4 protein-coding genes are annotated in these 6,112 nt (G+C 68.6%); 3 read left to right on the top strand and 1 reads right to left on the bottom strand.

Going from position 1 to position 6,112, the window contains the following annotated elements:
- Positions 1-5: 5 nt before the first annotated feature.
- Positions 6-518 carry a DUF4442 domain-containing protein gene (locus tag MJ783_RS18160; RefSeq protein WP_239311860.1) on the bottom strand — a complete coding sequence of 171 codons (513 nt, stop codon included), beginning with the start codon at positions 516-518 and terminating at the stop codon, positions 6-8.
- 313 nt (positions 519-831) lie between these two features.
- On the opposite strand from MJ783_RS18160, the gene MJ783_RS18165 reads away from it, so the two are divergent.
- From MJ783_RS18165 to MJ783_RS18175, 3 genes are all read left to right on the top strand, one after another.
- Positions 832-2,031: an NAD(P)/FAD-dependent oxidoreductase gene (locus MJ783_RS18165; RefSeq protein WP_239311861.1), complete on the top strand. Its 1,200-nt coding sequence runs from the start codon at positions 832-834 to the stop codon at positions 2,029-2,031.
- Positions 2,032-2,090: 59 nt separating this feature from the next.
- Entirely contained in the window at positions 2,091-2,696 is a 606-nt protein-coding gene (locus tag MJ783_RS18170) for an SGNH/GDSL hydrolase family protein (RefSeq protein WP_239311863.1), read from the top strand.
- A gap of 120 nt (positions 2,697-2,816) precedes the next feature.
- The coding region (locus MJ783_RS18175; RefSeq protein WP_239311865.1) for a type I polyketide synthase at positions 2,817-6,112 on the top strand (3,296 nt) is incomplete at its 3' end.

Genomic DNA, 6,112 nt, shown 5'->3' on the forward strand with positions numbered 1-6,112 from the left:
GGCCGTCAGCCGGCCGCGACCCAGGCGACGTAGTCGAAGTCGACCTTGACGAGCAGCAGGTCGTTGTCATCGTAGATCAGGGCACGGCCGGTGAGGTCGAAACGCTCCTCCTGGGTCCGGGTCAGTACGTCCGCGATGATCGTACGATCCACGGTGCCACGCGCCCGGATGCGTCCATGCGCGGGCTTGAGGTAGGAAACATGGCTGTTGCGCAGCAGGAAGCCGCGAACCCCCAGCAGCCGCGGACCCATCGCGCCGGAGAAAGCCCCGGCGCAGGCGACCTCGGCCGCCAGGAACAGCGCACCAGCGTGCACGGTGCCCATATGGTTGCGCAGGTTCTCCCGGTCCGGCAGCTCGGCGACGGCTCCGTCGGAGCGCAGCTCGGTCACCCGCACCCCGACGAGATTGCAGAACGGCACCATCGAATCGACGATCGTGCGTACCTGCTCGAGGTTCGGCGGGCCCCCGTTCCCGCCCTTTGCGAGAGTGGCCTGGGCCGCCGCCAGCGCCGATGGCATCTCATGCTGTCGTGACATAACGGGTAGATTTCACTCGCAGACTTGCCGAACGGTAAACGGAAACCGAACCGATGACGAAGATTCTCGGACGAAATTCAGCTGTTCTGTGTGCCGATAGGATGCAAAAATCGGCTGATAGGATTCGCGGCCGGCTGTTGACCTGTTTTGCCGCGCCAGGTAGAAAAAATATGCACCGCGCAAGGCAGTCATGCAGTCATGGCGGCGTTTTCCGGTCAGGCGTCAGCCGATCGAAGATGACGCGATTCTGGTCGCCGCCATCCGTGGTTCAACGGCCCAAGGGAGCCTGGCAACGATGTACGACGCTATTGTCGTGGGTGCGCGGTGCGCCGGGTCTCCGGTGGCGATGCTGCTGGCCAGAAGCGGCTACCGGGTGCTTCTGGTCGACCGCGCCACCTTTCCCAGCGACACGCCGTCCACCCACTACGTGCAGCAGCGCGGTCTGTTGCTGCTGCGTAAATGGGATCTGCTGGACCGGCTCATCGAAACGAAGTGCACCCCGATCACCCATATGACGATTTCCCGCGACGACAGTGTCATCAGCGGATTCGCCGATCCGGTGGACGGGATCACCGAGGCGTACGCTCCCCGCCGCACCGTGCTCGACAAGCTCCTCCTCGACGCCGCGGTCGAGGCGGGGGCCGAGGTCCGGGAAGGGCACCCGGTGCGTGAGATCATCGTCGAGGACGGCCGGGCGGTGGGGATCCGTGGGCAGTACGCCGGTGGCGAGCTGACCGAGGACCGGGCGTCCATCATCATCGGGGCGGACGGCCGCGGTTCGGTGGTCGCCACGGCCATGGAGGCGCCGTTCTACAACGTGGTGCCGGCCGCCAGTTTCATCTACTACTCGTATTACAGCGGCTTGAACTGGTCCTTCAACAGCCGTTTCCGTGGTGATCAACAGGCTGCCGGATGGCCGACCCATGACGGCCTGACCCTCGTTGCGATCATGCGGCGTCGAGAGCGTTTCGAGGAGTTCCGCGCCGACCCCGAGGGCAACTTCACCGAGGTGCTGCGCGCCGTGGTCCCCGACCTCGCCGACGACCTCGCCGCCAACGGCACGCGGGAGGAACGCCTCTACAGCGTCCGGTACCCGGACAACTACTACCGCCGCTGTCACGGTCCGGGATGGGCGCTGGTCGGCGATGCCGGCTACCACAAGGACCCGGTGACGGGCCAGGGCATCTCCGATGCTTTCGAGCACGCCGCGCTGGTGGCCGAGGCGGTGCACGAGGGGCTGTCCGGCCAGCGGCCGATGGAGGAGGCGCTGGCGGCCTTCGAGCGGCACCGTGATGAGGAGTCCGCGGCCGTCTACAAGCTGACCTGCGCCCTGTCCGAGCTGGCCTTCCCGCCGGATGTCGCGGCGGTCCTCGACGCCCTGCCCGGTAATCCGGCGGCCAGGAGCGAGTTCTTCGGGCTGATCGCCGGTGCCGTGAAGGCGGCTGACTTCTTCGCCCCGGCGAAGGTCGCCAAGCTGCTCGGATCTTCTGCCTGACCACCGCGTACCGCGTACGACAGCCGATCCCGTTTCCCCGTCCCGCCCAGGAGGACCCCATGCCGGCGCCCGCGCTGACCGTGCTCGGCGACAGCTTCGCGGAGGGACGGGGCGATCCCGGACCGGACGGCTCCTTCGTCGGCTGGGTGCCCCGGACAGCGGCGGCGCTCGGGATCCCCCGCGGCCGGGTGCTCAACCTGGGGTCCTACGGCGCGACGACCCAGACCGTTGTCGACAGCCAGCTTGCCGTGGCACTCGCCAACCGCTCCTCGCTGGTGGGCGTCACGGTAGGGGGTAATGATCTTGTCAGCGACTACGACCGGGACCGTTTCGAATCGAATCTCGACCGTATCTTCACCGCCCTCGCCGTGCCCGGTACCACGGTTTTCACAATGACTTTCCCTGATATTCCCGCGATGCTGCCGATCCCGCCGAACATCCGCGACGTGCTGCGCCCCCGTTTTTCTGACGCCAACGACCACGTGCACAAACTGGTTGCCGGCCGCGTCTTGTGCCTCGACCTCGCGAGCGTATCCGGTATCACGGACCCGGCCCTGTGGAATCCAGACGGGATGCACCCGAGCCCAGCCGGCTACCGCGCGGTCGCCGACCGGGTCATTGATATGATCAAAACCGCCTGGGCCAGCCGAGCCCCACACGGCTGATTTCCCGCTCCACCACCGCTTCAGATCATGCCATGGCGACTTCAATCGACGCCAACCGGTTGCCGCCGCGCGGACGCGGCGTGTTTCCAAGCGTCGCCAGCCACCCAGAAGGGGAATCCTGTGAACGAGGGCGACCAGAGAACGGATCGCCGGCTCGCGAAGAATCCGATCGCGGTTATCGGTCTAGCCGGTCTTTTTCCGATGGCCCACAACTTCCGGGAGTACTGGCAGAACGTCGTTGATGCCGCCGACTGCACCCAGGAGGTGCCGCCGACCCACTGGCAGCCGGCGGACTACTACGACCCGGATCCCGCCGCGCCGGACAAGACCTATTCCAAGCGTGGCGGATTCGTGCCGGAGATGGCGTTCAGCCCGATGGAGTTCGGTTTCCCGCCCAACCTGCTACCGGCCACCGGCGTCGTCCAGCTGCTCAGCCTGCTGGTCGCCCGGGACGTGCTACGCGACGCCGGTGCGCCTGATTCGTCGTGGTACGACCCGACGCGGACAGGTGTCACGCTAGGCGTGACCGGGCCGATGCCGATGACGCATCCGATGGCGGCACGGCTGGAGACACCCGTGCTGAAGGAGGTCGTACGCAGCTGCGGTCTCAGTGCGGCTGACGCCGAAGCGATCGCGGCGAAGTTCGCGCTCGCCTTTCCCGCATGGGAGGAGAACTCCTTCCCCGGCCTGCTCGGCAACGTGACCGCCGGTCGGATCGCGAACCGGTTGGACCTCGGCGGATCGAACTACACGGTCGACGCGGCGTGTGCCAGCGCGTTGGCGGCCGTCAAGATGGCCGTGAGCGAACTCGTCGAGGAACGGGCCGACCTCATGATCACCGGCGGCTGTGACACGGAGAACACGCTCTTCGGCTTCATGTGCTTCAGCAAGACCCAGGCGCTGTCCAGGACCGACACGATCCGCCCCTTCGACGATTCCGCTGACGGCACCCTGGTGGGTGAGGGCATCGGCATGCTCGCGCTCAAGCGGTTGGCTGATGCCGAACGTGACGGCGACCGTGTCTACGCCGTCATCCGCGGCATCGGGGCATCCAGCGACGGGCGCTTCAAGAGCATTTATGCCCCGCGCGCGGAGGGGCAGGTCATAGCCCTGCAACGGGCTTACGAGGACGCCGGTTGCGAGCCGTCCACGGTCGAGCTTGTCGAGGCACACGCCACCGGCACGAAGGTCGGCGACCGTACGGAGCTCACCGCGCTGCACACCGTCATGGGCACGGCGACGCGGGAGAAGCACTTCGCCGCGATCGGCAGCGTCAAGTCGCAGATCGGACACACCAAGGGTGCCGCTGGCGCGGCCGCGCTCATCAAGCTCGCGCTCAGCCTCCACCATCGGGTCCTCCCGCCGACAATCAATGTCGAGCGCCCCAACAGCGCCGTCGACTTCGACAATTCGCCTTTCTACATCAACACTCGTACCCGTCCCTGGATCCGGGACCCGCGCCGCCCGCGACGCCGGGCGGCGGCCTCGGCCATGGGTTTCGGCGGCACGAACTTCCACGTGGTTCTCGAGGAAGGCGCCCCGGACCGTGCCGGGCTGCGCACCATGCACCAGAGCGCGCGCGCTTACGTCTGGCACGCGCCGCGCTCGGAGGACCTGTTCGACCTGCTGCGCGCCGCGGCCCCGCCCAACGCCGACGGCGAGATCCCGGCCGACCACGCCCGGGTCGGTTTCGTCGCCTACGAGGACGAGGCGGACGCACTGCGCACGATCGCCGTCGACCAGCTCGCGGTGAACATCGGCGCCGAGCAATGGGTCCATCCGCGGGGGATCACCTTCCGCAACCGGGCACTTCGAGAGATCATGATCGGCGCTCTGTTCGCCGGACAGGGCAGCCAGTACGTCGACATGGGGCTGCGGGCGGTGCTGAACATCCCGCCGGTCGCCACCGCCTTCGACGACGCCAACACGCCGTTCACCGACGCGGACAGGACCCTCGCCCAGGTGGTGTTCCCGCCGCCGCTGTTCGATCCGTCGGCGGCCGCGGAGCAGGACGCCACGCTGACACGCACCGACTACGCTCAGCCCGCCATCGGCGCGCTCGCGGCCGGGCAGTTCCGTTTCCTCACCGAGCTGGGCCTGCGCTGTGACGGCTTCCTGGGGCACAGCTTCGGCGAGCTCACCGCGCTGTGGGCCGCGGGCGCGCTGGACGACACGTCCTTCTTCCGGCTTGCCCGGGCCAGGGGGCTGGCCATGGCCCCGCCGGCGGATGCCGCAGCTTTCGACCCCGGGACGATGGCCGCGGTACGGGCCGCCCGGGAGGACGTCACCAGCCTGCTGGTCGAACACCAGGGCGTTACTGTCTGCAACCATAATGCCCCGGACCAGGTCGTGGTCGGCGGCGGGACAGCGGACGTGGACGCCTTCGTCGCCCGCTGCGTCGCGCGTGGGATCTCGGCCCAGCGCCTGCCGGTCGCCGCGGCCTTCCACACCCCGCATGTCGCGCACGCGGTCGAGTCGTTCCGCGTAGCGGTGGAAGCCACGGAGATCCGTGAGCCGCGGGGGCGCACGTACGCGAACACCGCCGGTGCCAGCTACGGCACGGATGTCGCCGCCAACCGGCGGGTGCTTGTCGAGCAGCTGGTCAACCCGGTCGAGTTCGCCGCCGGGGTCGAGGCGATGCGCGCGGACGGCTGCACGGTCTTCGTCGAGTTCGGCCCCCGTAAGGTCCTCACCGGGCTCGTCCAGCGCTGCCTGGGTGAGCCCGATGTCATCGCCATCGCCACGGACAGCGGCCCCACCGGCGACAGCGACGCGGCTCTCAAGCAGGCCGCCGTGCGCCTCGCGGTCCTCGGCGTGCCGCTCACGGGCATCAACCGGTACGCCGCCGAACCGTTCGCCGAGGTGGTGCCAGCCGGCATGTCGATACCCCTCACCGGCGCGAACCATGTGCCCGACGCCCACCGGCGTGCCTACCGGGAAGCCATCGACAACGGCTACCGGGTTCCCCCGCCGGTACCCGCAGCCGCCGGGGCCGCCGCTGAGAACGGGCGGACCGGACACGGGCCTGGCACGCGCCCGGCCTCGTCCGGTGACGACATATCCGGCGGGCGTCCCAAGGTCCCCGCGCGGACATCGCCGGCCGCGGCTGAGCGGATACCAGCCCAGGCGTCGGTGCCGCCGCCGGTGCTGGCGCCGGCCGTGACCCAGCCGTCAGCACAGGAGGCGCCGGTGGATCAGATCGCGGCTGTTGCCCGGGAACATCTCGCCCTGCACAGCCAGTACCTTGACAGCCAGCTCCAAGTCGCGGGCGGGCTGGCCGCGGTCCTGCGCGAGCCATCCCAGGGCGCCGCGGCCGATCAGCGCCTGCACGCCGCGGTCGAGGCCGTCTCCACGCAGAGCCTCGCGATGAGCGCCGCGCACATCCGGGTGAACGAGATCCTCACCTCGCTCACCGA

Source organism: Protofrankia sp. Cj3 (assembly GCF_917627355.1).
Classification (GTDB): Bacteria; Actinomycetota; Actinomycetes; order Frankiales; family Frankiaceae; genus Protofrankia.